This is a genomic window from Providencia sp. 6390 (assembly GCF_058148425.1).
Map to the genome: position 1 here is coordinate 274874 of NZ_JBYVYL010000001.1, position 23260 is coordinate 298133.

The window sequence follows — 23260 nt, forward strand, 5'->3', positions numbered from 1 at the left end:
AGAATATTTAGCCTCTCAATGTGAATTAATTGTAAATATAATGTGATCTCACTGGCAGATTTAGAAGAATTATTCCCCATCAACTCTGAGTGAAATATCTGTAATCTATTAATAAATAATAGATTATACAAAACACCCTCTGTTCCTATCCTAAATTTAATGTTAAATGAGGTATTGATTGTACATGTATATACAACTATACCTATAGCAAGACATTATCAGTACAGACTGAATCTATCGAAAGAGGGTATGAATGTGACAACGATAAATAATAAATACAGAAACGGTGATATCAGAGCACCAAGAGGCAACACTCTCAACGCAAAAAGTTGGCTAACCGAAGCCCCTTTACGCATGCTTATGAATAACTTAGACCCTGATGTTGCAGAAAACCCACATGAGCTAGTTGTTTATGGCGGTATTGGCCGCGCTGCTCGTAACTGGCAGTGTTACGACAAAATTGTCGAAACTCTCAAAGAATTAGAAAGTGATGAAACCTTGCTTGTCCAATCAGGTAAACCGGTTGGTGTTTTTAAAACTCATGAAAATGCCCCTCGTGTATTAATTGCTAACTCAAACCTTGTGCCTCACTGGGCTAACTGGGAACACTTTAATGAGTTGGATGCTAAAGGTTTGGCGATGTATGGTCAAATGACCGCAGGAAGTTGGATTTATATTGGTAGCCAAGGAATTGTACAAGGAACCTATGAAACATTTGTTGAGGCAGGACGCCAACATTTTAATGGTGACCTGACTGGCCGTTGGGTATTGACCGCGGGGTTAGGCGGTATGGGCGGAGCTCAGCCATTAGCGGCAACACTGGCAGGCGCATGTTCATTGAATATTGAATGCCAACAGAGCCGTATCGACTTTCGCCTGCGCACGCGCTACGTCGATGAGCAAGCGACTGATTTGGATGATGCATTAGCGCGTATTAAAAAGTACACCTCAGAAGGAAAAGCGGTATCAATCGCTTTATGTGCTAACGCGGCTGAAGTACTTCCTGAATTAGTAAAACGTGGTGTTCGTCCCGACATGGTTACAGACCAAACCAGCGCCCATGACCCCCTCAATGGCTACTTACCGATTGGTATGAGCTGGGAAGAGTATCGCGAGCGCAGTGCGAAAGATCCTGAAGGCATTACAAAAGCAGCTAAAGCCTCAATGGCTGAGCATGTAAAAGCCATGTTAGCGTTTCAAAAGCAAGGCATTCCAACATTTGATTATGGTAATAATATTCGCCAGATGGCACTGGAAATGGGCGTTGAAAATGCGTTTGATTTCCCTGGATTTGTACCTGCTTATATTCGTCCGTTATTCTGCCGTGGTATAGGCCCGTTCCGTTGGGTCGCTTTATCGGGTGATCCTGAAGATATCTATAAAACGGATGCTAAGGTCAAAGAGCTATTACCTGATGATAAACATCTTCATCGTTGGTTAGATATGGCTCGTGAGCGCATTAGCTTCCAAGGTTTACCTGCGCGTATTTGCTGGGTTGGTTTAGGTGATAGAGCAAAACTCGGCTTGGCATTTAATGAAATGGTGCGTAGTGGTGAGGTATCAGCCCCTATCGTTATTGGCCGTGACCACCTTGATTCAGGTTCAGTCGCAAGTCCAAACCGTGAAACTGAAGCTATGAAAGATGGTTCAGACGCCGTATCAGATTGGCCACTGCTCAATGCGCTATTGAATACAGCCGGCGGTGCAACATGGGTTTCGTTACATCACGGTGGTGGTGTGGGAATGGGCTTCTCACAACATTCAGGCGTTGTCATTGTTTGTGATGGCACTGATGAAGCGGCTCAACGTATTGCGAGGGTTCTGCATAACGACCCAGCCACAGGTGTCATGCGTCATGCAGATGCGGGCTATGATATTGCGATTAAATGCGCGCAAGAAAAAAATCTTAATTTACCCATGATCAAAACACGCTAAGAGGTGCAATGAATGACTAAGTTAACTATCCATCCAGGAAAAATGACACTCGATGACTTGCGCCTTGTTCTTTCACAGCCAGTGACGGTCACATTAGATAAGCGCTCACATTCAGCGATTGAAAAGAGTGTTGCTACCGTTAATAAAATTATTGCGGAAGATAAAACAGCATATGGTATTAACACGGGGTTTGGCTTACTAGCCAACACTCGTATCGCAACCAAAGACCTGCAATCATTGCAACGTTCCATTGTCATGTCGCATGCTGCTGGGGTGGGTGATCCACTAGATGATGAGTTAGTTCGCCTGATTATGGTGTTAAAGATTAACAGTCTTGCTCGTGGCTTCTCAGGTATTCGCTTGGAAGTGATCGAAGCATTAGTTGCATTGGTGAATCATCAAGTCTATCCATTGATCCCTGCTAAAGGCTCAGTAGGTGCGTCAGGTGACTTAGCACCACTCGCTCATATGAGTTTAACTCTGCTGGGTGAAGGTAAAGCACGTTATCAAGGTAAATGGATCAGTGCGAAATCCGCACTCGAAAAAGCAGGGCTGAAACCTTTAAAATTAGAAGCAAAGGAAGGTTTAGCACTGTTAAACGGAACTCAAGTATCGACGGCCTTTGCTTTAAAAGGCCTGTTTGAAGCCGAAAACCTGCTGCTTAGCGGTATTGTTTGTGGCTCATTGAGCGTTGAAGCAACACTTGGCTCACGTAAACCGTTCGACGCTCGAGTTCATGAAGTTCGCGGGCAGAAGGGGCAAATCGATGTTGCGGGTCTATTCCGTGAGATCTTAACACCAACGAGTGAACTGTCTCAGTCACATGCCAATTGTGTCAAAGTGCAAGACCCGTATTCATTACGCTGCCAGCCACAAGTGATGGGGGCTTGTTTAACACAAATTCGCCAAGCTGCTGAAGTTATTTTAATTGAATCAAATGCAGTTTCTGATAACCCACTGGTATTTTCTGATAATGGCGACATTATTTCAGGCGGTAATTTCCACGCAGAGCCTGTGGCGATGGCGTCAGATAATATCGCGTTGGCATTAGCTGAAATAGGGGCACTGTCAGAACGACGCATTGCATTATTAATGGATACTCATATGTCCCAGTTGCCACCGTTCCTTGTTAATAACGGTGGTGTTAACTCAGGTTTTATGATTGCGCAAGTCACTGCTGCTGCATTGGCGAGCGAGAACAAAGCATTGGCACATCCGTCGAGTGTGGATAGCTTACCAACATCAGCTAACCAAGAAGACCATGTGTCGATGGCACCAGCGGCAGGCCGCCGTTTATGGGAAATGGCCAAAAACGTGACAGGTATTTTAGCAATTGAATGGCTGTCAGCATGTCAGGGGATGGATTTCCGCGAGGGCTTAAAATCAAGTGAAATATTAGAAAAAGCACGTAAAACGTTGCGTGATAAAGTAGCGTACTATGATAAAGATCGTTACTTTGCACCCGATATTGAAGCAGCAATCACCCTGATTGCTGAACATAAATTATCAACTCTGTTCTCTGAGGGAGCAGTCTTCTCTAAATAATACATCACGCAAATAATAAGCGGTCGGCAATGTATCGACCGCTTGTGGTATTTATCTGCACTAACGTAATTAAAACTATAATACGAAGGATAAATCATGCAAAGCACAACAAAACTTACGCGTGGACTTTCTGCGCGTCACATCCGGTTTATGGCCCTCGGGGCAGCGATTGGTACAGGTCTGTTTTACGGCTCTGCCAAGGCAATTGAAACCGCAGGTCCTGCGGTATTGATTGCCTATATTATTGGTGGTGCTGCGGTTTTTATGGTAATGCGAGCATTGGGGGAAATGGCCGTTCATAACCCGATTGCCGGTTCTTTTTCACAATATGCGAGCCATTATTTAGGGCCACGTGCCGGTTTTTTTGCAGGTTGGACTTATGTTTTTGAAATGCTGATTGTTTGCCTAGCTGACGTGACGGCATTTGGTTTTTATATGAAGCTTTGGTTCCCAGAAGTCGCACAATGGATCTGGGTACTGGGTATTATCTGTTTTATTGGTGCCATTAACTTGTGTCATGTAAAAGTCTTTGGCGAAATGGAATTTTGGCTCTCTATCATCAAAATTGTTGCGATTGTGGCAATGATTGTGGGTGGGGCTGCGATTATGATGTTTGGTTTCGGTCAAGCTTCTGATCATGCTGTTGGGATTTCAAACCTATTTGAGCATGGTGGCTTCATGCCAAATGGTATCGGAGGGGTCATTGCATCCTTTGCTGTGGTGATGTTTGCCTTCGGTGGAATTGAAGTTATTGGGATCACCGCGAGTGAGGCTAAAGACCCTGATGTGACAATTCCTCGTGCTATCAATGCGGTGCCTATTCGTATCCTGTTATTTTATGTTCTGACACTGTTTGTTTTAATGTGTATCTACCCATGGAATCAAATTGGCTCACAGGGTAGCCCATTTGTCCAAATATTTGATAGTTTAGGAATTTCTTCAGCAGCTAATATTTTAAACGTCGTGGTTATTACAGCAGCAATATCAGCGATTAATAGTGATATCTTTGGTGCAGGTCGTATGATGTTTGGTATGGCACACGAAGGACAAGCACCTAAAGCATTTACTAAGTTAACTAAAAATGGCGTGCCATGGATGACGGTATTGGTGATGTCTCTTGTATTGTTAGTTGGTGTGGTACTTAACTATTTGATCCCAGAAAAAGTGTTCTTAGTGATTGCTTCGATTGCTACTTTCGCGACGATTTGGGTGTGGCTAATGATATTGGTATCGCAAGTTGCGATGCGTAAAAAAATGACGCCAGAACAAGTGGCTGCACTAAAATTCCCTGTACCGCTCTGGCCTGTCGGCCCAGCACTGGCCATTATCTTTATGTTGTTTATATTTGGCGTGCTTGGTTATTTCGAAGATACCCGCATCGCCTTATATGTTGGTATTGCTTGGCTAGTTATTTTAACAGGTGCTTATGCGTTATGGGTGAAAAAGCCAGAAACGGTGGTTCAGTCAAACTATAAAGCTGAACCAGTCGAATAATTAGTATCTTTATATAACATTATGCACGCGCTCTTCTTTTATGAGAGCGTGTGCTTTTTTAATATCTTTCTTGATCAAATCTTTCGCCATTTAATTATATTAATCTGCTGATTTGTGTCTCACTTCGTGGCAAACTTGAAGACTTTCGATATACAGTCAGGAGAAACACTTCTTGGAAAAGATCTTCGTTGATGAAGCTGTTGCTGAGCTTCATACCATTCAGGATATTTTGCGTTGGACAATGAGCCGCTTTAATGCAGCCAATGTTTATTATGGTCACGGTACTGATAATGCATGGGATGAGGCGTTACAATTAGTATTGCCAACGCTTTATTTACCGCTTGATATACCGGATGAACTACTCACATCGCGCCTGACACCAACGGAGCGTCATCGTATTATTGAACGTGTATTACGTCGTATTAATGAGCGGATCCCAGTTGCTTACCTGACTAATCGTTCATGGTTTTGTGGACACGAATTCTATGTTGATGAAAGAGTGTTAATTCCCCGTTCACCGATTGGCGAACTGATTAATAACCATTTTGTTGGTTTGGTTGCTGATGAGCCACAAACTATCCTTGATATGTGCACGGGGAGTGGCTGCATTGCTATTGCATGTGCTTATGAGTTCCCTGAAGCCGAAGTGGATGCTGTCGATATTTCAACGGATGTACTGGCTGTGACAGAACAAAATATCGCTAATCATGGCCTAGAACATCGCGTAATCCCTATACGTTCTGATTTATTTAGGGATATGCCAGATGTTAAATATGATTTGATTGTCACTAACCCACCTTATGTTGATGCAGAAGATATGGATGACTTGCCGGAAGAGTTCCGTGTCGAGCCTGAATTAGCATTAGCAGCAGGTAGTGATGGGCTGAAACTTGCTCGCCGTATTTTAGCGAATGCCCCACGTTTTCTGACTGAGGAAGGTGTGTTGGTTTGCGAAGTGGGTAATAGCATGGTACATCTTATCGAGCAATATCCAGACGTTCCGTTTATTTGGTTAGAGTTTGAATATGGTGGTGATGGTGTGTTTATGTTAACGCGCGACCAGCTAGTAGAGCATCATGCCCAATTCCAACTTTATATTGATTAGGTGGATATTGCGCGGCATTCTAATCACAACATCACAATAACAATCACTTAATAAGAACTAGGAATTTGGCATGGCTGGAAATTCAATTGGGCAACTGTTTCGTGTTACCACATTTGGTGAATCTCACGGTTTGGCCTTGGGTTGTATTATTGATGGCGTACCGCCAGGGTTAGCACTGACAGAAGCTGATTTACAAGGGGATTTGGATCGCCGTCGTCCCGGAACCTCACGCTATACCACGGCTCGCCGTGAACCCGATCAGGTGAAAATTTTATCGGGTGTCTTTAATGGCATAACAACAGGTACCAGCATTGGTCTTCTCATTGAAAATACAGATCAGCGCTCACAAGACTACGGTGCGATCAAAGATGTATTTAGACCCGGCCATGCAGACTATACCTACGAACAAAAATATGGTCAGCGCGACTATCGTGGTGGTGGCCGTTCTTCTGCTCGTGAAACTGCAATGCGTGTTGCAGCGGGAGCCATTGCCAAAAAATATCTACATGAAAAATTTGGGATTGTCATTCGTGGCTGCCTAACTCAAATGGGATCGGTAGAGTGTGAAATCAAAGATTGGTCTATCGTTGAGGAAAACCCTTTCTTTTGTCCAGATCCAAGTAAGCTTGATGCATTAGATGAATTATTGCGTGGCCTAAAGAAAGAAGGTGACTCTATTGGTGCGAAGGTAACCGTGATTGCTGAAAATGTACCAGCTGGGTTAGGTGAACCTGTATTTGACCGTTTAGATGCCGACATTGCCCATGCATTGATGAGTATCAATGCGGTGAAAGGGGTCGAAATTGGCGATGGTTTTGGCGTTATCGGTCTGAAGGGCAGTGAAAACCGCGATGAAATTACACGTGAAGGTTTTAGCTCAAACCATGCAGGTGGCATTCTTGGTGGGATCAGTAGCAGCCAGCCAATAATTGCACATATTGCAATGAAACCTACATCAAGTATTACAGTGGCAGGTAAAACCTTAAACCGTGATGGTGAAGAAGTTGAAATGATCACCAAAGGTCGTCATGACCCATGTGTTGGGATCCGCGCAGTGCCGATTGCTGAAGCGATGATGGCGATTGTGTTAATGGATCACTATTTACGCCATCGTGGGCAGTGTGCTGATGTAGTGCCTGCAATGAAGCCTTTTGCTTAATTATCATTATACTCGTCATACTTCAAGTTACAGCGTTGTTGACCGCCTAACTGCACCTCGAATTATTTAGAGTATATACTCTGACAATTCAAGGTGCTGTAACTTGAGGATATATATTACATTTTGTTAGCAATATTGTGACTGGATAAGAAATGGATTGGTTGACCGCTGTTGCACCTGAAGTCTATTTGCTGTTGTTCTGTGTTGCGTTGTTTGCGGGGTTTATTGATTCTATTGCAGGCGGGGGCGGTTTATTAACCATTCCTGCGTTGTTATCTGTGGGGATCACACCAGTTGAAGTGCTAGCAACCAACAAACTCCAAGCGTTAGGCGGCTCTTTTTCTTCGACATTGTATTTTGTCAGGCGTAGAGCCATCAATTTGCGTGAGCAGATATTTCCTTTCATTATGACGATTATCGGTGCCATGGCGGGTGCGATTGTCATTCAAATGATTAATACAGATTTTCTGAAACAACTGTTGCCTATCATGGTGATTTGCGTGGGGTTATACTTCTTATTAACACCGTCGCTTGGTGCTCAAGATCGCCAGCAGCGTATTAGCATTCCTATTTTTGGTGTAGCAATTGGGATGACTATCGGCTTCTATGATGGTGCTTTTGGGCCGGGAACAGGCTCATTTTTAGCATTAGGTTATGTTTTATTATTGGGCTATAACCTTGCAAAAGCGACAGCTCATGCAAAATTACTGAATTTTGCGTCGAATTCTGGATCTTTGATATTTTTTATTATCGGAGGTCATGTTTTATGGACACTAGGCTTTGTTATGCTTATTGGCCAAATGGTTGGTGCGAGGTTGGGTGCTCGCTTAGTGTTAACTAAAGGACAAAAACTGATCCGACCGATGATTGTGATTATTTCTTTGCTAATGAGTATTAAATTGCTCCATGATAGCCACGGTGATGCAATCAAGGCTTGGGTTATATCGTTATTTTAAAATGATTCGAATTTCATGACTAAACATCATTATCAGCAGTTGATCGATATTTTTGAAGAATGCTTTGGGGAAACGTACAACACTAAATTGGTGAAAGGTGATGACGAACCCGTTTATTTACCTGCGGATGATAAAACGCCCTATCATCAAGTGGTCTTTGCTCACGGTTTTTTTACCAGTGCTTTGCATGAAATCTCTCACTGGTGTATTGCAGGGGAGGCTCGTCGCCAACAAGTTGATTATGGGTATTGGTATTGCCCTGACGGCCGCGACGAAAAAACACAATGTGAGTTTGAAGTCGTTGAAATTAAACCACAGTCATTCGATTGGCTATTTTGCGTTGCAGCAGGGATCCCTTTTAATGTCAGCTGTGACAATCTAGAAGGGGATTTCGAGCCTGACCGGATTGCATTTCAACGTAAAGTTCATCGCCAAGTGATGGAATATTTAGCAAATGGCATTCCTGAAAGACCATTACGCTTTGTTAAGGCGCTACAAACGTTTTACAATACACCACCACTTTGCGCAGAAGATTTTCCTTATCCGGAAGATATCTTCGCTTAATGACATACTAATGACAGTAAGGATAAAAAATGCTTGCGGATTTTGAAACACGCATACTGACAAAAATTGATGATATGGTCGAACACGCAAGTGACGATGAATTATTTGCTGGCGGCTATTTGCGTGGGCATTTAACCCTTGCTGTAGCAGAACTTGAAGAAGAACAAGAAACTAGTGCTGATGCACTTTACCAGCGTGTTGAAGAAAGTATTCAGCAAGCGATTAAAGGCGGTGAGTTAACACCACCAGACCAAATTTTAGTGCTGGGTATGTGGAAATCTTTATTAGATGAAGTGCGTTAAGCTCAGTTAATTATTATAAATAAGAGGGGGAAACCCTCTTGAGGTTGTTGACGGAGCGGGATAAAAACGTGGTTTTTCCCGCTCTGTGTTATCAGCCGAAAATCAATAAATTGATTTTCCTCGTTTATTTCAAAAACCTTAATGACCGCGGACAAACAAAATGCGTTTGTCTACAGTCAGAAGAGAGTTAAAACCTCGTTTTTATAGAGTAAAAAATGTTTTCAATTCGTAAAGCAATTCCTTCTGATGCAAAAGCATTACCTGCAATTGAACATTCAGCAGCACAAACCTTCAGAGACCATCCTCAATTCGGTTGGATTGCTGATGATGAGGTACAGTCAGAACAAGATCACCTCAATTATATTTTTCAAGAAATGGAATGGGTTGCTGTTGATAGCGCTGATCAGCCAATTGCTTTTATTAATGTAGAACGGTTGCAAGAAAGTATCCATATCTGTGAAGTTTCTGTTTGTCAGCCTTGGCAAGGAAAGAGAGTGGGGCGCCAATTGCTCCAGCAAGTATTGGAATTTGCATTGCAGCAAGGAGTTGGTGCTGTGACGTTAACCACTTTTCGCGATGTTGCTTGGAATGCACCTTATTATCAGCGATTAGGTTTTTCAGTGATACAAGAGAGTGAGTTAACCGCTGAGTTAGTGGAAATATTACAGCAAGAAGTTGATGCAGGGTTTAAATCTGAACATCGTTGCGCGATGCGCCTTATTACCAGTGGTAAATAGCGACAACAATCTTAATAGTAGGTTTATAATCTAAATAATTCGAGTTGAAGGTAGGCGACAAACGACGATAGGTGGGGAGCATAGATAAGACCTGTGATTCGGCTAGCTGTGTGTAATCGCTTATATCTCAACGAAAGCCCTGCAATTTGAAGTATGACGAGTATATATTGAAGATATATAACTCAACATAGTCTTATATTGATTGTTAAAAACAAGATAATAAGCTATTAGTCGTTTTTATAGGGATATTAATAATGTTATTTTCAATGTTAAATTCACTGTTATCAGTGTGGTGATGATTATTAAATATTTCTTCTATAAAAATAACTAAACAATATTTTTAATGTCTCTATTTTTTATGTCGACAACATAAGCTAAATAAAAAAATAATAATAAATTCATTAATTATACTTATTTTTGATATATATCAAGTTTTTTCTTTTGTATTAAATCAATTGAGTGATTTGTTTAAATCATACGCATATTTGTTGTCAGCTGATGCATATTAAAGTCTTCTATTAGAGTGAATATAAAATAATATAAATATCACTGTTAAGCTTTAAACCAAATAAAGACAAAAAATTGTTTTTGAACTTTGATAATGAATAAATTTCATTCATTTTTTATTTTAAAATTCATTTGGTTATTTTTAAACAAAGGATTCCGTCCACTTTTGATTGTCAAATTAAGATTATCTTAATTTGATTCGTCATGCATTTTATAGCCACTAGATGCATTAATTTAATTAATATAATTTATTATTAACATAATGTGAGTATTATAATGATGATCATTTTATTTTGTGGTGATTGTTGCATTTAGATGATCACTTATGTTGTATTTCTAATGATTTAAATAATATTGTTGATAATCGTTGTGCTTATTCTATTATATAGGTAAGTTAATATTGCAAATGAGCTTATTATAAATAATAAGCTCACTGGTTTATATATGACTATCTGGTGTGAGAAAGTTTATGGAAAATATATTGTCGGTTTTGGATGTTCCAAATACGGCCTTTATGCTGCTGTGTACAAGTTTAGTTATGTTAATGACACCAGGACTGGCTTTTTTCTATGGCGGCCTAGTCTCTCGTAAAAGTGTTATTACCATAATGTCCCAAAGTTTCTTCTCTATGGGGTGGGTGGCTATTATTTGGTTTGTTGTTGGTTATTCATTATCTTTTGGCCCATCGATTAATGGGATAATTGGTGATCCGTTTTATTATGCATTCTTAAATAACATTGGTCCTCAAACCATGTATACAGGGAATGATGGTGGATTACCAATATTGGTGCACTTCGGTTATCAGATGATGTTCGCCATTATTACACCTGCTTTAATTACAGGTGCTTTTGCGAATAGAGTTAACTTCCCTGCTTACCTGATCTTTTTGACCCTATGGACGTTATTCGTTTATTGCCCATTTGTTCATATGGTATGGAGCCCTGATGGTATTTTCGCTAAGTGGGGGGTTGTTGACTTTGCTGGTGGTATTGTCGTCCATGCAACAGCCGGTTTTGCTGCGATAGCATCGGCTCTGTATGTTGGCAAACGTATGGTGCCATCTGATGGAACACATAATATCCCTTATATTGCGTTAGGTGCTGCTTTACTGTGGTTCGGTTGGTACGGCTTTAACGCAGGCTCTGAATTGCAAGTGAATACAGTCACCGTTTCTGCATTTTTGACTACGGACATTGCAGCGGCTTTTGCAGCAATCACTTGGTTTATCATTGAACGTTTACATACCGGTAAGCCAAAACTGGTTGGTTTCTTAACCGGTGCTGTGGCAGGGTTAGCAACGATCACACCTGCTTCTGGCTATGTGTCAATCGGCTCTGCGGCTATTATCGGTATTATTGCTAGCCTTGTGTGTTATTTCTTTGTTTTCTTAGTCAGACGTCATTTAGATGATGCGCTTGATGTTTTCGGTGTGCATGGTGTCGGTGGGATCACGGGTTCTATATTAGTTGGGGTATTTGCTTCAACGGTTTGGAACCCTAAAGGGCCTGCTGGTTTGCTTGAAGGTAACGGTATGCAAATCGTTAAGCAGCTCGTTGCTGTTGTCTTTACCAGTGTATGGTCGTTTGTATTCACATTGTTGATTCTATGGATCATCAATAAATTTACCCCAGTCAAAGTTAATCAACAGACTGTAGGTGATGACCTAGATATCACTGAATTTGATGAAGATGCATATCGAGAAAAAGCAAATTAATATTTAGTCACTAAGCCACTAAGGTGGCTTAGTTCTCGAATTAAACCTGCTATGTGATAACAATATTATAAAAAACAAATTAAATGTGAAGAGGATAGGATGATATGAAAAAGAAATTAGCAATGGCGATCCAAGCCGCATGTTTGATGGGGCTGTCTATGGGCGCTCTAGCCGATTCGACCCCACAAGATCAACATACCTTGCGTCTGGCTATTGGTTCTGAGCCAACAGAGGGATTTGACCCAATGTTAGGGTGGAGCCATGGCAGCTATATGCTTCTTCATAGCCCGCTCCTAAAGCAGAATGCAGATTTGTCATGGCATAGCTATATGCTTGAGAAATATGACCATTCTGATGATGGTAAAACGTGGACGCTAAAATTAAAGAAAGATTTAAAATTTTCTGATGGTTCGCCATTAACGGCAAAAGATGTGGTTTTCACCTATAATAATGCTGCCGCAAGTGGTGGTAAGGTGGATATGGGGAACTTTGCTAATGCGGAAGCGATTGACCCGTTAACGGTTAAAATCACTTTATCATCGCCTCAAAGTACCTTTATTAACGTATTAGGTTCATTAGGTATTGTTTCTGCTGATAAGTATGACGCTAAAAAATATGCACACAATCCGATTGGTGCAGGCCCATATCGTTTAGTGGAGTTCCAACCAGGACAACAATTGATCGTTGAACAAAACCCATACTATGTAGGTCCAAAAAACGATTTTAATAAGATGGTCTTTGTGTTCCTTGATGAGGATTCAGCCTTTGCCGCAGCACAAAGCCGTCAACTTGATGTTGTTCGCATCCCTGCGGCTATCGCAGCCAATGCTAAAGATGTTAAAGACATGAAATTGGTTGAACGTCATAGCGTAGAGAATAGAGGTATCTCTTTCCCAATTCCTCCAGCGGGTGAAAAAGATGCACAGGGCAACCCAATCGGTAACGATATCACTTCTGATGTGGCTGTACGTAAAGCGATTAACTATGTGATCGACCGTAAGTTGCTGGCTGAATCAGTACTCGAAGGATTTGCGATCCCTGCTTATACAGGGGTTGAAGGACTACCTTGGAATAACCCTAAATCATCGTTTAAAGATGGTGATGTAGAAAAAGCGAAAGCGATCTTAGAGCAAGCGGGTTGGAAACTGAATAAAGATGGTTTAAGAGAAAAAGACGGTAAAGTTGCCAAACTGACTCTATGGTATGCAAGTGGTGATACCACTCGCCGTGATTTAGCTCAAGCGGTAAGGGCAAGTTTGAAGCCTATTGGTATTGAGATGGATCTAAAGTCGGGAAGTTGGGAAACCGTCGAGCGCTATATGCATGCTAACCCAACATTGTTTGGTTGGGGTAGTCTTGACCCAATGGAACTGGTTCACAACTATAGCAGCAAGGCTGCAGGTGTTGGCTTCTATAACCCAGGCTATTATAAAAACCCAGCTATTGATGAAATCATCGAAGAGGCGTTACGCCAGCCTGATCAAACCGCGGCGATCCCTTTATGGCAGCAAGTGGATTGGAATGGCCAAACAGGTACAGGTATTCAAGGTGACGCGGCTTGGGCATGGTTGATGAATATCCAACATATCTACTTATTAGATAACTGTGTTGAATTAGGTAAAGGTGCACCTGAAATTCATGGTTCTTGGTCTGTACTGAATAACGTTGATGATTGGGCTTGGACCTGTAAATAATGCGCACAACAATAGGGCTTTTACTGCGATTTATTTGTTTGCTGTTGGTGACCGCAATAGGGGTTTTCATCCTATTAAGCTACTCACCGATTGATCCGATAAAAGCTTATATTGGTAATGATTTAATGCATGTTCCCCCTGAGCAGTATCCCTTAATTGCTGCTCGTTGGGGGCTTGACCAACCATTATGGATACAGTTTTGGCGTTGGTTTTCGCAGCTATTACAAGGTGATATGGGGTACTCAATGCTTTATAACACCCCTGTATCCCAGGTCATAGCTGATAGATTGGCACCCTCATTAGCATTATTGATATCAGCGTGGTTATTTTCAGGGATTATTGGTTTTATTTTAGGATTGGTGGCAGGGCGTTACCTTAATCGTTGGCCAGATAGGGTGATTTCAACCTTATCCTACTTATTGGCCTCGATCCCTGTGTTTTGGATAGGGTTACTATTACTGTCGTTGTTTGCTGTCTCATTACATTGGGCTCCGATTTGTTGTGCATGGCCAATTGGTTTAGATGAACAGACAGCCACATGGACACAAAAAATTCATCATCTAGTGTTACCGGTGATCGCGCTTGGACTTCTAGGTGTTGGAAATATTGCCTTGCACACTCGCTCAAAAGTGGCAGAAGTGATGAATAGTGAGTTTATTCACTATGCAAAAGCGCAGGGTGATAAAGGGTGGCCAATGATGAGTTTTCACATTTTAAAGCATGCGATTACGCCAGCGATGTGTTTACAGTTTGCTTCGGTGGGTGAATTACTCAGTGGCGCATTATTAGCAGAAAAAGTATTTGCCTACCCTGGTTTAGGGCAAGCAACTATTGATGCAGGACTGCGAGGGGATATTCCATTGCTCATGGGGATTGTTATGTTGTGTGCGGTGGTGATCTTTTTTAGCAATAGCCTTTCAGATTTGTTACTGAAAAAGATTAATCAGGGAGTGATTAGAGAGTCATGACCTATAACCCAAACAGAGCCTTATTGAAGTTAATTATTTCTTTAGTTTGTTTATGTGTGTTAGCGGCCTATGCCTTATGGCTTTCACAAACAGATATCGAAGTAAACTTGTTAGACCGCCGTCAAGCGCCCTCACTAGTTCATTTATTCGGTACTGATAGTTTAGGGCGTGATTTATGGGACCGTGTATTTCAAGGTTTAGCAACCAGTTTACAGATTGGGACAACGGCGGCGGTATCGAGTGGTTTAATCGCAATCGTTATGGCGGGTTTGTCGTCATTTAGTAAAACCATGGATTATGTTGTACGCGGCATCATTGATTCGTTGTTGGCATTGCCACACTTGCTTCTGCTGATCTTAATCTGTTTTACGCTAGGCGGTGGAAAAGCAGGGGTCATTTGGGCGGTTGCATTAACTCACTGGCCAAAACTAACGTTAATTTTACGGTCAGAGTTACTAAGAGTACAGCAAGCAGATTACATCATGTTATCGCGCCGCATTGGTAATAGTGCGTTATACCGCTGTCGATATGATTATTTGCCGATGATTTTACCGCAGTGGATGGTAGGAACCTTATTAATGTTCCCTCATGCTATTTTACATAGTGCGGCATTGAGCTTTCTTGGCTTTGGTTTGTCACCACATGAGCCATCGCTAGGAATATTATTATCTGATGCGTTACGTTATTTAAGTACCGGTGCTTGGTGGTTGGCAACGTTTCCGGGGCTTGCATTGGTAGGGCTGGTACTGTTGTTTGACCAGTTTGCCAAGTCTGCCCAAAAATTATGGTTAAGGGGTGCATAATGCTAAGTTTTGATCGTTTAACCGTAGATGTTGCACAGTTTCGTTGGCTAGGAAAGAAGCGTTGGCACCCATTGCTGAATGATATTTCATTGGATATCCGTCCCGGCGAGATGGTTGCGCTAGTGGGCGGCAGTGGTGAAGGCAAAAGCCTGTTATTACAAAGCGGCTTAGGGCTATTACCTGAAAATATGCGCTGTCACGGTAGTATTGTTTTAAATGGTAATAAGCTAACTGAAAAAAACAAGCAGCAGTATCGCGGTAACTCTTTATGCTATATACCGCAAGGGGTGAGTGCTTTAAATCCTTTGATTCGGATCGGCCCTCAATTAGAAAGGGCGGCAGTGCTAAGCGGTCAGCATATTAAAATGCACGATGTGGCTCAGCATTTGCAGCAATATAATTTGCAATCAAGTGTGGTGAACAATTATCCAAGCCAATTATCGGGCGGAATGGCGAAGCGTGTTTTGGCCTGTAGTGCCACATTATCACGTGCTGAATATATTTTAGCCGATGAAATTTCTTCTTGGCTGGATGATGAGCATGCTATTCAATTATTGGAACATATCAAATCATTGTGTCGAGATGGCAAAGGTATTTTGTGGGTAACGCATGACCTTGCGATGGCAGTACGTTTCGCTGATCGCATTGCGCTTTTACGCAATGGATCGCTTGAAGAAGTATTAAGTAGTGAGAAATTACAAAATGGCGGAGGGGGTAAATGGTTTCAATCACTATGGAACTCTTTACCTGAGCATCAATTTATGAATTTTAAGCAATAACTATTTTGCTCTTAAACAGAATGCCAAATTTTTTAATTGAGGATCATTAATAATATTAACAGTCTTATTTTGACTGGTTGTTTGAAAAAATAAGGTGTTTTTAATATGAGTGATTATTTTTAAATACAGCGAACTTGTTATTTGGTTGTACATGGATTTATATCGCTATGGATTGCCTAGCTATTTAACGCGTTTAATGAATATTTATCTGTATTGATAAATAGAAACTTTTATCAATCGAGGAGGCGTTATGCAATTAACCCCAAGGGAAATTGAAAAATTGATGGTTTATACACTCGCAGACGTTGCACAAAGACGTCGTGATCGTGGAGTTAAATTAAACTATCCAGAGGCAGTAGCTATTATTACTGTGACTGCTTTAGAAGGTGCTCGTGATGGTAAAACTGTTGAGGATGTGATGAAAGAAGCCGCAGCTGTTTTAACTAAAAAAGATGTTATGGACGGTGTTGGTGATTTGATCCCAAACGTACAGGTCGAAGCGATTTTCACCGATGGTACACGTTTGGTTACTGTTCATAATCCGATTAAATAAGCTGATGAGGTGAGCATATGAGCAACGCGAAAACAGATAATAAAGCACCGACACCTTTAGGCGGTGTTATTTTAGCGGATACCCCAATTGAGTTTAACGTTGGCAAGCCTGAAACTAAAATTAAAGTTCGAAACACAGGTGATCGTCCGGTACAAATAGGCTCTCACTTTCATTTTTTTGAAGTTAACCATGCATTAGAATTCGATCGTGCTGCAGCTTATGGTAAGCGTTTAAATATCGCATCTACTACTGCAATACGTTTTGAGCCAGGCGATGAAATTGAAGTATCACTTATCCCTTACGGTGGAAAACAAACTGTTTATGGATTTAATAACCTCGTTGATGGCTGGGCGGGTAATAACGTCGCAACAACAGAGCGCCCAGCAAAAGCAATTGCATTAAACGAAGCAATTGCTCGCGGTTTTAAACATAAAGAACAGTAATTGTGTTGTTTATCGCAGTGATAAACAACTATGTACCTTATTAACTTTAAAGGTAAATAAAATGCCACAAATTTCTAGACAAGAATATAGCGGTCTATTCGGCCCAACAGTCGGTGATAAAATTCGTTTAGGTGATACTAATCTGTTTATTGAAATCGAGAAAGACTTACGCGGTTATGGCGAAGAGTCGGTCTACGGTGGCGGTAAATCTTTACGTGATGGTATGGGGGCAAATAACACCTTTACCAGCGATAACGGTGTTCTTGATTTAGTGATCACTAACGTCACTATCGTTGATGCTCGTTTAGGCGTGATCAAAGCTGACGTGGGTATTAAAGACGGTAAAATTGTTGGGGTTGGTAAAAGTGGCAACCCAAACATTCAAGATAATATCACTCCAGGTATGGTGGTAGGTGTTGCAACTGATGCTATTTCAGGTGAACACTTAATACTGACTGCTGCGGGTATCGATACTCATATTCATTTAATTTCTCCTCAGCAGGCTTATGCAGCGTTATCAAACGGTGTAACCACCTTCTTTGGTGGTGGTATTGGGCCAACAGACGGTACTAATGGTACGACAGTTACCGCAGGTCCATGGAACATGCGTGCCATGTTACGTGCGATTGAAGGCCTGCCAATTAACGTTGGTATTTTAGGTAAAGGTAACTCATATACCCGAGAACCACTGATCGAGCAGTTGGTTGCTGGTGCCGCAGGCTTAAAAGTACACGAAGACTGGGGCGCAACAGGTAACGCAATTCGTCACGCACTGCGTATTGCTGATGAATTTGATGTGCAAATCTCTGTGCATACCGACAGTTTGAACGAAGGCGGTTATGTCGAAGACACTATCGAAGCTTTCGAAGGTCGTACTATCCATACTTACCACACTGAGGGTGCTGGTGGTGGTCACGCACCAGATATCATTAAAGTGGTTAGTCAGCCAAACGTATTACCAAGTTCAACAAACCCGACACTTCCATTTGGTATTAATAGCCAATCAGAACTGTTCGATATGATCATGGTTTGTCATAACTTAAACCCAAATATTCCATCTGACGTTTCATTTGCTGAAAGCCGTGTTCGTCCAGAAACCATCGCAGCAGAGAACGTGTTGCATGACATGGGGGCTATTTCTATGTTCTCAAGTGACTCACAAGCGATGGGTCGTGTTGGTGAGAACTGGTTACGGATCGTTCAAACAGCGAATGCAATGAAGGCTTCTCGTGGCAAACTGCCAGAAGATGCTCCGGGCAATGATAACTTCCGTGTTTTACGTTACGTTGCAAAAATCACCATCAACCCAGCGATTGCACAAGGTGTGAGTCACATCTTAGGCTCAATTGAAGTTGGGAAAATGGCTGACTTGGTGCTGTGGGATCCAAAAATGTTTGGTGCTAAGCCAAAACTGGTTATTAAAGGTGGCTTGATTAACTGGGCAGCGATGGGTGATCCAAATGCGTCACTACCAACACCTCAGCCAGTGTTCTATCGTCCAATGTTTGGTGCTATGGGTAAAACAGTCAATGACACTTGTGTCACATTTGTTTCTCAAGCGGCATTAGATGATGGTATTAAAGAAAAAGCAGGTTTAGATCGCCAAGTTGTCGCTGTGAATAACTGCCGTGCGATTGGTAAGCGTGATTTAGTTCGTAATGGTGAAACTCCGAATATCGAAGTTGATCCTGAAACCTTTGCGGTAAAAGTGAATGGCGAACATGCGACTTGTCAACCAATCACTGAAGCAGCGATGAACCAACGTTATTTCTTTGGTTAATACTGCGACACAATAGGTAATTTGATTGTTTAATATTCTGCCTGCTTTAAGCAGGCAGAATTAACATAATAGGTAATGCGATGATCATCATTGAACAAATTCTTGGAAACGTGAAAAAAGATCCAGTTTGGCAAGAAAAAAGTCAAAAAGCGCAACTGGATATTTTGATCCTTGACCAACGTGAAGCACAAAAAAGCCGTTGTCGTAAACACACAGAAAATGGTCAAGATCTCGGTATTGCATTAGATCGTAATGTTCTACTTTCCGATGGCGATGTCATTTTATTTGATGAAGCCGCCAATACGATGGTTATTGTGCAAATTTCTTTGCGTGACGTGATGATGGTTAATTTACAACGTCTGCAAACGCTTAGCGCCGAGGAACAAATTCGTGTCAGTTTTGAACTGGGGCATGCGTTAGGAAATCAGCACTGGAAAGCAGTTCTAAAGGATAACCAAGTTTATGTACCATTAACTGTGAGTGAAAAAGTCATGGAATCAGTGATGCGTACACATGGTTTTTCCCAAGATACATTTGCCTTTGTAAAAGGTGAATCTATTTTACCAAAACTGACTCATTCAGAAGCGCGTTTATTATTTGGTGGTGCAGAAGATACTGATACACATGTTCATGTTGAAATTGGTCAGATCCATCAACATGCACATAGTCACTCGCACGACCATAGCCACGACCATCATCATGATCATGGCCACGATCATGACCATGATCACGACCACCATGGGCATAGCCATCCACATAAGCATTAATGGCCATTGTAGGTAAGGATTGTGGTATGAAGGCATCTGATTTAATTAGAATTATGCAGTTTGGCGATTCAGCACTACCTATAGGAGCATTCACTTTCTCTAATGGGGTTGAATCGGCAATACAAAAGGGCGTTGTGCACGATAAAGAAACGCTAAAGTCATTTGTCCGTACATCACTCAATGTGGCGGCGAACTCTGACGGCATTGCCGTGGTTGCTGCCCATAGAGCTGTTATTGCACAAGATAATGATGCATTAATTAATATCGATTGGGCGGTGCACAATCGTAAATTAAATGAAGAAGCGAGGGTAATGACTACCCGTATGGGGAAAAAACTCGCGGAAATTTCAGTGCATATTTTTGATAACCAGCAGGTTGCTTGGTGGCTCGAACAAATAAAAAAGGGTACAGCTGCGGGCACTCAGCCAGTGACTCAAGCTATCGTAATGGCTGTTCAAGGGATCACTGAAAGAGATGTGGTGGTTATGCACCAATATGGTATTGCCATGACCATTTTGAGTGCGGCAATGCGCTTGATGCGTATTACGCATTATGAAACGCAACATATCCTGTTTGAACTGAATGAAGATATCGATATCTTCTGTGACATTGCGGCATGTGGTGATATTCAACAGATGGCCTCGTATGTGCCAGTGATTGATGTACTGGCTGCGGTACATACAAAATCGTTTGTTCGTTTGTTTATGAACTGATGATTATTTAAAAATTTTGAGGAACAATGATGAAAAAAATGACTCGGATTGGTATCGGTGGACCAGTAGGTTCTGGAAAAACAGCAATTATTGAAGTAATTACCCCGATCCTCATCGAACGTGGTGTGAAGCCATTAATTATCACTAATGATATCGTGACGACTGAAGATGCGAAACAAGTTAAGCGCACTTTAAAAGGGATATTAGACGAAGAGAAAATTTTAGGTGTTGAGACCGGCGCATGCCCACACACCGCTGTTCGCGAAGATCCAAGTATGAACATTGCTGCTGTAGAAGACATGGAAGAGCGTTTCCCTGATAGCGATGTGATCATGATTGAAAGTGGTGGTGACAACCTAACATTGACCTTTAGCCCTGCATTGGCTGACTTTTATATTTATGTTATCGATGTGGCTGAAGGTGAAAAAATTCCACGGAAAAATGGTCCTGGTTTAGTACAGGCAGATATTTTAGTGATTAACAAAATTGACTTAGCACCATACGTTGGGGCGAGCCTTGAAGTGATGGAGCACGATACCAAAGTGGTACGTGGTAATCGCCCATATGTAATGACTAACTGTAAAACTGGCGAAGGCGTTGTTGAACTGGTTGATATGATTATGGATAAGTTTTTGTTTACCCATCAATCATCAAGGGGCTAAGTATGACTCAATTCAGGGCAGATATCGCAAATACACCATCACGTGTGCAAGCTCACACAATCGGTAGCAATGCACCTGAACTTGCGCCCTATCAAGATGAACCTAAACAGATGCAAAGCGGTGCGGTAGGGAAAAGTGGTTATCTAAAGTTAAGGTTTGCACAGGGTGAATACCGCAGTGAGCTAGTTGAGATGGAACGCCGTGTTCCATCTTTAGTGCAAAAAGCACTCTATTGGGATGAAATGATGCCACAGCTGCCTTGTGTCACTATGATTTCTACTTCTGGGTGCTTATTACAAGGTGACCGCCAAGCGCTGGATATTATCGTTGAAAAGGGGGCATGTGCTCATGTAACTACACAATCGGCAACGAAAGTGCATATGATGGAAGCGAATTATGCTACACAATTCCAGAATATTGTCGTTGAGGAAGGTGGTTATTTAGAGTACTTACCTGACCCTATTATCCCGCATCGTAATTCGCGTTTTATCACTGACACTCGGATTAACATTCATCCGAGTGCAACCATGATATATTCTGAAATTTTGATGTCAGGGCGTAAGTATCATCATCAAGAAGAACAATTTGGTTTTGATATTTTTTCTTCGCATATCAGAGCAGAGTCTTCATCAAATAAAGAGTTATTTGTTGAAAAATATATTTTAGAGCCTAAAAAAGAACAATTAATGACGACTGCGGTTATGGATCAGTTTGATACGTTCGGTAATGTTATTTTGCTCACGCCAAAAGAACATCACAGTCGTATTTTAGAGCGTCTAGAAGCTATTTATGATACAGAAAACAAAATTGCATTTGGGGCAACTCAATTACCAAATGGTTGTGGCTTAATTTTTAAAGCATTGGGTGTTGATAGTCCAAAAGTGAAAGAGGCTGTGAGATATTTTTGGCAAATAGCCCGTGAAGAAATACTAGGAATAACATTACAGAAGCCTTTTTTATGGCGTTAATAATATAGCTCTACAGGTTTTTAAGTCACTAAGATAATTCGTCAAATAGATAGGATCGTTGATTAACGATCCTATCTATACCTATGGCAAGGAACACAAGGGGTACTACGATGAGCAGCTCAACAATAAATAAGAATGCTTGGGATCAGCTTGCTGATAAAAATATAACAGTACAGTTTATTGATGTCACACTTCGTGGCTGCGCTCAAGTGATGTTTCAAAATAACGCATTAACTGGGCTTTTGTTTTTTATTGCAATTTTTATCGGTGCATTTTTAGAAAGTATGCCTGCCGTGGCTTTTGGTTGTTTACTTGGTACGGTGGTATCAACGCTAACGGCTTATATTAGCAAACTGGATACAGCTTCATTGCGTTCAGGCTTATATGGTTATAACGGTTGTTTAGTGGGAGTGGCTTTACCTACCTTTTTAGAAAATACTCCTTTTGTTTGGTTATCGATTATTTTAGGTAGTATTGTTTCGGTGATCGCCACCATATCATTAATGGATTTCTTGAAAAACTGGAAGGTAGCTGCATTAACTGCGCCTTTTGTTCTGGTTTCATGGACTATTTTATTAGCAAGTTACAGCTTTTTAGGTATTAAAGGCGTTGCTTTACCTGCACCAGCACTACCACAACAATTTATTGAGCCGATTGGTAGTATCCCACATAGCGACATTGTTGCTGATATCTTTCGTGGTGTTTCTGAAGTCTTTCTACTCAGTAGTGTTATTGTTGGCATTATTTTTGTTATTGGGCTTGCGGTAAGCTCAATATGGGCAGCCGTGTTTGCTATTGTCGGATCATGTTTAGCGTTTATTGTTGCAACTTTATTGAAAGGCGACTTTGTTAGTATCCATACTGGGTTGTATTCATTTAGTGCCGTTTTAACGGCGATTGCTTTAGGTTCAACATTTAATAAGCCAAGCTATCGAGTATTAGTGTATGCCATTGTTGGTGTTATCTTTACCGTTTTTGTTCAAGGCGCATTAGATATTATTCTTGAGCCGTTTGGTATACCGACATTAACAATGCCATTTGTTTTAGCTTCATGGCTATTCTTAGTACCGAACCAAGATATTATGCCAGAGCATAGACAGTGATAACTAGAA

Annotated in this window: 22 protein-coding genes; all 22 read left to right on the forward strand. The window is 41.4% G+C overall.

What is annotated here, in order from left to right; genetic code table 11:
- The first annotated feature begins 249 nt into the window (after positions 1 to 249).
- The 22 genes from hutU to yut all read left to right on the forward strand — a co-directional run bounded on the left by hutU (position 250) and on the right by yut (position 23251).
- Complete coding sequence (gene hutU / locus AC3Z9T_RS01355; RefSeq protein ID WP_490124416.1) at positions 250 to 1935, forward strand: urocanate hydratase; 1686 nt, start codon at positions 250 to 252, stop codon at positions 1933 to 1935.
- A 12-nt stretch (positions 1936 to 1947) separates the two neighbouring features.
- Entirely contained in the window at positions 1948 to 3480 is a 1533-nt protein-coding gene (gene hutH / locus AC3Z9T_RS01360) for a histidine ammonia-lyase (protein ID WP_490124417.1), read from the forward strand.
- A 96-nt stretch (positions 3481 to 3576) separates the two neighbouring features.
- Positions 3577 to 4974, forward strand: a complete 1398-nt coding sequence (locus tag AC3Z9T_RS01365) for an amino acid permease (protein WP_490124418.1) — start codon at positions 3577 to 3579, stop codon at positions 4972 to 4974.
- Between the two features lie 172 nt (positions 4975 to 5146).
- Positions 5147 to 6079 (forward strand): 50S ribosomal protein L3 N(5)-glutamine methyltransferase, encoded by a 933-nt coding sequence (gene prmB / locus AC3Z9T_RS01370; protein ID WP_490124419.1) that lies wholly within the window; start codon positions 5147 to 5149, stop codon positions 6077 to 6079.
- Between the two features lie 70 nt (positions 6080 to 6149).
- Positions 6150 to 7238, forward strand: a complete 1089-nt coding sequence (gene aroC / locus AC3Z9T_RS01375; RefSeq protein ID WP_490124420.1) for a chorismate synthase — start codon at positions 6150 to 6152, stop codon at positions 7236 to 7238.
- Positions 7239 to 7390: 152 nt separating this feature from the next.
- A complete protein-coding gene (locus AC3Z9T_RS01380) occupies positions 7391 to 8194 on the forward strand; it encodes a TSUP family transporter (RefSeq protein ID WP_490124421.1) in 804 nt (267 codons plus the stop codon).
- A gap of 15 nt (positions 8195 to 8209) precedes the next feature.
- Positions 8210 to 8758, forward strand: a complete 549-nt coding sequence (locus tag AC3Z9T_RS01385; protein ID WP_490124422.1) for an elongation factor P hydroxylase — start codon at positions 8210 to 8212, stop codon at positions 8756 to 8758.
- Between the two features lie 29 nt (positions 8759 to 8787).
- Positions 8788 to 9060 carry a YfcL family protein gene (locus AC3Z9T_RS01390; RefSeq protein ID WP_490124423.1) on the forward strand — a complete coding sequence of 91 codons (273 nt, stop codon included), beginning with the start codon at positions 8788 to 8790 and terminating at the stop codon, positions 9058 to 9060.
- 215 nt (positions 9061 to 9275) lie between these two features.
- Positions 9276 to 9797 carry a GNAT family N-acetyltransferase gene (locus AC3Z9T_RS01395; RefSeq protein WP_490124424.1) on the forward strand — a complete coding sequence of 174 codons (522 nt, stop codon included), beginning with the start codon at positions 9276 to 9278 and terminating at the stop codon, positions 9795 to 9797.
- Positions 9798 to 10773: 976 nt separating this feature from the next.
- The gene (locus AC3Z9T_RS01400) at positions 10774 to 12018 is read left to right on the forward strand and encodes an ammonium transporter (protein ID WP_490124425.1); all 1245 of its coding nucleotides are present in this window, start codon (positions 10774 to 10776) and stop codon (positions 12016 to 12018) included.
- Between the two features lie 104 nt (positions 12019 to 12122).
- Entirely contained in the window at positions 12123 to 13712 is a 1590-nt protein-coding gene (locus AC3Z9T_RS01405) for an ABC transporter substrate-binding protein (RefSeq protein ID WP_490124426.1), read from the forward strand.
- Entirely contained in the window at positions 13712 to 14680 is a 969-nt protein-coding gene (locus AC3Z9T_RS01410; RefSeq protein ID WP_490124427.1) for an ABC transporter permease, read from the forward strand. The genes AC3Z9T_RS01405 and AC3Z9T_RS01410 overlap by 1 nt, the downstream gene beginning before the upstream one ends.
- Positions 14677 to 15483 carry an ABC transporter permease gene (locus AC3Z9T_RS01415; RefSeq protein ID WP_490124428.1) on the forward strand — a complete coding sequence of 269 codons (807 nt, stop codon included), beginning with the start codon at positions 14677 to 14679 and terminating at the stop codon, positions 15481 to 15483. The genes AC3Z9T_RS01410 and AC3Z9T_RS01415 overlap by 4 nt, the downstream gene beginning before the upstream one ends.
- On the forward strand, positions 15483 to 16262 hold the full coding sequence (locus tag AC3Z9T_RS01420; RefSeq protein ID WP_490124429.1) for an ATP-binding cassette domain-containing protein: 780 nt from the start codon (positions 15483 to 15485) through the stop codon (positions 16260 to 16262). Before AC3Z9T_RS01415 ends, AC3Z9T_RS01420 begins: the two co-directional genes overlap by 1 nt.
- 250 nt (positions 16263 to 16512) lie before the next feature.
- Positions 16513 to 16815 carry an urease subunit gamma gene (locus AC3Z9T_RS01425; protein WP_490124430.1) on the forward strand — a complete coding sequence of 101 codons (303 nt, stop codon included), beginning with the start codon at positions 16513 to 16515 and terminating at the stop codon, positions 16813 to 16815.
- 17 nt (positions 16816 to 16832) lie between these two features.
- The gene (locus tag AC3Z9T_RS01430) at positions 16833 to 17258 is read left to right on the forward strand and encodes an urease subunit beta (RefSeq protein ID WP_490124431.1); all 426 of its coding nucleotides are present in this window, start codon (positions 16833 to 16835) and stop codon (positions 17256 to 17258) included.
- A 61-nt stretch (positions 17259 to 17319) separates the two neighbouring features.
- Entirely contained in the window at positions 17320 to 19038 is a 1719-nt protein-coding gene (locus tag AC3Z9T_RS01435; protein ID WP_490124432.1) for an urease subunit alpha, read from the forward strand.
- An 80-nt stretch (positions 19039 to 19118) separates the two neighbouring features.
- A complete protein-coding gene (locus AC3Z9T_RS01440; RefSeq protein WP_490124433.1) occupies positions 19119 to 19805 on the forward strand; it encodes an urease accessory protein UreE in 687 nt (228 codons plus the stop codon).
- 26 nt (positions 19806 to 19831) lie between these two features.
- Positions 19832 to 20518 (forward strand): urease accessory protein UreF, encoded by a 687-nt coding sequence (locus AC3Z9T_RS01445; protein ID WP_490124434.1) that lies wholly within the window; start codon positions 19832 to 19834, stop codon positions 20516 to 20518.
- A gap of 29 nt (positions 20519 to 20547) precedes the next feature.
- Complete coding sequence (gene ureG / locus AC3Z9T_RS01450) at positions 20548 to 21180, forward strand: urease accessory protein UreG (protein ID WP_053110480.1); 633 nt, start codon at positions 20548 to 20550, stop codon at positions 21178 to 21180.
- Between the two features lie 2 nt (positions 21181 to 21182).
- Positions 21183 to 22148, forward strand: coding sequence for an urease accessory protein UreD (locus AC3Z9T_RS01455; protein ID WP_490124435.1), 966 nt, complete (start codon positions 21183 to 21185; stop codon positions 22146 to 22148).
- Between the two features lie 110 nt (positions 22149 to 22258).
- Positions 22259 to 23251 (forward strand): urea transporter, encoded by a 993-nt coding sequence (gene yut, locus AC3Z9T_RS01460; RefSeq protein WP_490124436.1) that lies wholly within the window; start codon positions 22259 to 22261, stop codon positions 23249 to 23251.
- Positions 23252 to 23260: the final 9 nt, after the last annotated feature.

What these genes read in the sequence shown, in the direction of transcription:
- hutU (WP_490124416.1), top strand. Translation starts at nt 250, where the DNA reads ATGAATGTGACAACGATAAATAATAAATACAGAAACGGTGATATCAGA.
- hutH (WP_490124417.1), top strand. Translation starts at nt 1,948, where the DNA reads ATGACTAAGTTAACTATCCATCCAGGAAAAATGACACTCGATGACTTG.
- AC3Z9T_RS01365 (WP_490124418.1), top strand. Translation starts at nt 3,577, where the DNA reads ATGCAAAGCACAACAAAACTTACGCGTGGACTTTCTGCGCGTCACATC.
- aroC (WP_490124420.1), top strand. Translation starts at nt 6,150, where the DNA reads ATGGCTGGAAATTCAATTGGGCAACTGTTTCGTGTTACCACATTTGGT.
- AC3Z9T_RS01380 (WP_490124421.1), top strand. Translation starts at nt 7,391, where the DNA reads ATGGATTGGTTGACCGCTGTTGCACCTGAAGTCTATTTGCTGTTGTTC.
- AC3Z9T_RS01385 (WP_490124422.1), top strand. Translation starts at nt 8,210, where the DNA reads ATGACTAAACATCATTATCAGCAGTTGATCGATATTTTTGAAGAATGC.
- AC3Z9T_RS01390 (WP_490124423.1), top strand. Translation starts at nt 8,788, where the DNA reads ATGCTTGCGGATTTTGAAACACGCATACTGACAAAAATTGATGATATG.
- AC3Z9T_RS01395 (WP_490124424.1), top strand. Translation starts at nt 9,276, where the DNA reads ATGTTTTCAATTCGTAAAGCAATTCCTTCTGATGCAAAAGCATTACCT.
- AC3Z9T_RS01400 (WP_490124425.1), top strand. Translation starts at nt 10,774, where the DNA reads ATGGAAAATATATTGTCGGTTTTGGATGTTCCAAATACGGCCTTTATG.
- AC3Z9T_RS01405 (WP_490124426.1), top strand. Translation starts at nt 12,123, where the DNA reads ATGAAAAAGAAATTAGCAATGGCGATCCAAGCCGCATGTTTGATGGGG.
- AC3Z9T_RS01410 (WP_490124427.1), top strand. Translation starts at nt 13,712, where the DNA reads ATGCGCACAACAATAGGGCTTTTACTGCGATTTATTTGTTTGCTGTTG.
- AC3Z9T_RS01415 (WP_490124428.1), top strand. Translation starts at nt 14,677, where the DNA reads ATGACCTATAACCCAAACAGAGCCTTATTGAAGTTAATTATTTCTTTA.
- AC3Z9T_RS01420 (WP_490124429.1), top strand. Translation starts at nt 15,483, where the DNA reads ATGCTAAGTTTTGATCGTTTAACCGTAGATGTTGCACAGTTTCGTTGG.
- AC3Z9T_RS01425 (WP_490124430.1), top strand. Translation starts at nt 16,513, where the DNA reads ATGCAATTAACCCCAAGGGAAATTGAAAAATTGATGGTTTATACACTC.
- AC3Z9T_RS01430 (WP_490124431.1), top strand. Translation starts at nt 16,833, where the DNA reads ATGAGCAACGCGAAAACAGATAATAAAGCACCGACACCTTTAGGCGGT.
- AC3Z9T_RS01435 (WP_490124432.1), top strand. Translation starts at nt 17,320, where the DNA reads ATGCCACAAATTTCTAGACAAGAATATAGCGGTCTATTCGGCCCAACA.
- AC3Z9T_RS01440 (WP_490124433.1), top strand. Translation starts at nt 19,119, where the DNA reads ATGATCATCATTGAACAAATTCTTGGAAACGTGAAAAAAGATCCAGTT.
- AC3Z9T_RS01445 (WP_490124434.1), top strand. Translation starts at nt 19,832, where the DNA reads ATGAAGGCATCTGATTTAATTAGAATTATGCAGTTTGGCGATTCAGCA.
- ureG (WP_053110480.1), top strand. Translation starts at nt 20,548, where the DNA reads ATGAAAAAAATGACTCGGATTGGTATCGGTGGACCAGTAGGTTCTGGA.
- AC3Z9T_RS01455 (WP_490124435.1), top strand. Translation starts at nt 21,183, where the DNA reads ATGACTCAATTCAGGGCAGATATCGCAAATACACCATCACGTGTGCAA.
- yut (WP_490124436.1), top strand. Translation starts at nt 22,259, where the DNA reads ATGAGCAGCTCAACAATAAATAAGAATGCTTGGGATCAGCTTGCTGAT.